Source organism: Paenibacillus sp. N3.4 (assembly GCF_008017805.1).
GTDB lineage: Bacteria > Bacillota > Bacilli > Paenibacillales > NBRC-103111 > Paenibacillus_E.
Genome location: NZ_VRTT01000191.1, coordinates 1 through 1,574 on the forward strand (window position 1 = coordinate 1; position 1,574 = coordinate 1,574).

Annotated in this window: 1 protein-coding gene; it reads right to left on the bottom strand. The window is 39.5% G+C overall.

Annotated features, from left to right (window positions below):
• Positions 1-129: 129 nt before the first annotated feature.
• Positions 130-1,574 (bottom strand): IS1182 family transposase (locus tag FU659_RS34865; RefSeq protein WP_261808253.1); only part of this gene is annotated, 1,445 nt, incomplete at its 5' end.

A 1,574-nucleotide genomic window follows, 5' to 3' on the forward strand; every position in this document is an offset into this window, starting at 1 on the left:
GGAGGCCACTGAAGAACTCTCTGTTTTTCAGAATTTCTAAATCTCTAAACAAAAAGACGACTCATTTCCATTTTAAAATGGAAGGAGCCGTCTTTTTTATATTCATATATATACGTCTTTTGTTAGATTTTAATCAGTTAATTTCAATATTCGCTTCAAATTTACTGTGAATATTGCCAGTGCTCCTTGTATCTCCATGCCGATTAGACCCGAGGATGCTGCTACATCCAACCCGTGCCTATGTTTTAATTCACTATTTTTCGCTTCTATTTTGTAGCGCTGCTTCGACTTTTCTCTAAAGCCATCACTTTCTTGAAACGTTGCTTGCCCCGCGTGTTCGAGCGACTTAATACTTACGTTGTATGTTTTAGTTGCAGCGCCTTCTTTATAGCAGCCTTCCTTTATCGGGCATCGTTTGCATTTCTCGATGTCGAAATAGTAAGTAGTCTTTTGGTTTCTGTCTTTTTCTTTTTTTCCAGTCCGCGCTTTTCTGACCGCCATATGTCCTGCCTTGCAGACATACATGCCTGCATCTTTATTAAACTCAAATTCTTCTTCTTTACTTCGCTTTCCTTGCGCGACTAGTGGGTGTAACTTCGAAACGAGTTGTATTTCGTTCTTCTTGCTGTACATGATATTCTCTTTTTCTGAATACGCAGTGTCTCCAATTACGGTATCGATCTTCATGCCAGCGGCCTTGCTTTTTTCTATTAATGTTTGCAATTGCTTACCGTCAGTTTTTTCTCCAGTCGTAATGGTTGCTGCTGTGATAATTCGTTCTTCACTCATAGCCAAATGCGTCTTGTAGCCAAAAAACGAGGAATCCGCACTTTTGTGGCCTACTCTTGCGTCTTGATCTTGTGAAATCCGCAATTGCTCGATGTCATCCATGACGGTTTCTTTTAAGAAGTTCAGCCCTTCTTTTACTTTTGGGAATCCCGAGATGCCGTCTTCCATCTCAATGACCGCTATGAGTTTTTGGCAATAATCAATTTCATCTTCTAAAACTTCTGTTGTAGTCTTGGCTGGAAACTTATTTTTCATGGATTCATCAATCTTGTAGACAGCTTTCCGAAGCTTTTTGGCGCGGTCCATCAGGATTTCTTTCGGAGCCTTCTGATTGTAGCGAGATTTGGTGTGCGTAGCATCGACGATAATAGCTTTGCTTTTAATGATTTCTTTTTCAATAGCGATTTCGACAGTTTTATGGATCAACAGATCCAACAGGTTGAGGTCTTTTAACCGCAATTTCCGAAACTTGGTCAAGGAACTCGGTTCAATCACTGCTTCTTCAGGCGCCATATGCAGGAAATATTTAAAGGACATGTCGTATTTCGAACGTTCTACAACGTCGATATCGGATAGATCGAAGATGGATTTTAACAATAAATATTTAAACATTCGAATAGGGTCGATGGCGTTTCGACCGTTATCTAAGCAATAATTATTCTTCAATTCATCGTACACAAACGAGAAGTCAACAAGTTCTTCAATTTGCCGCAGCAAGTTATCCTTAGGAACAACCAAGTTGTAAATATCTATATATGGGCTTAAAATCATCGATTGTTGGTTTT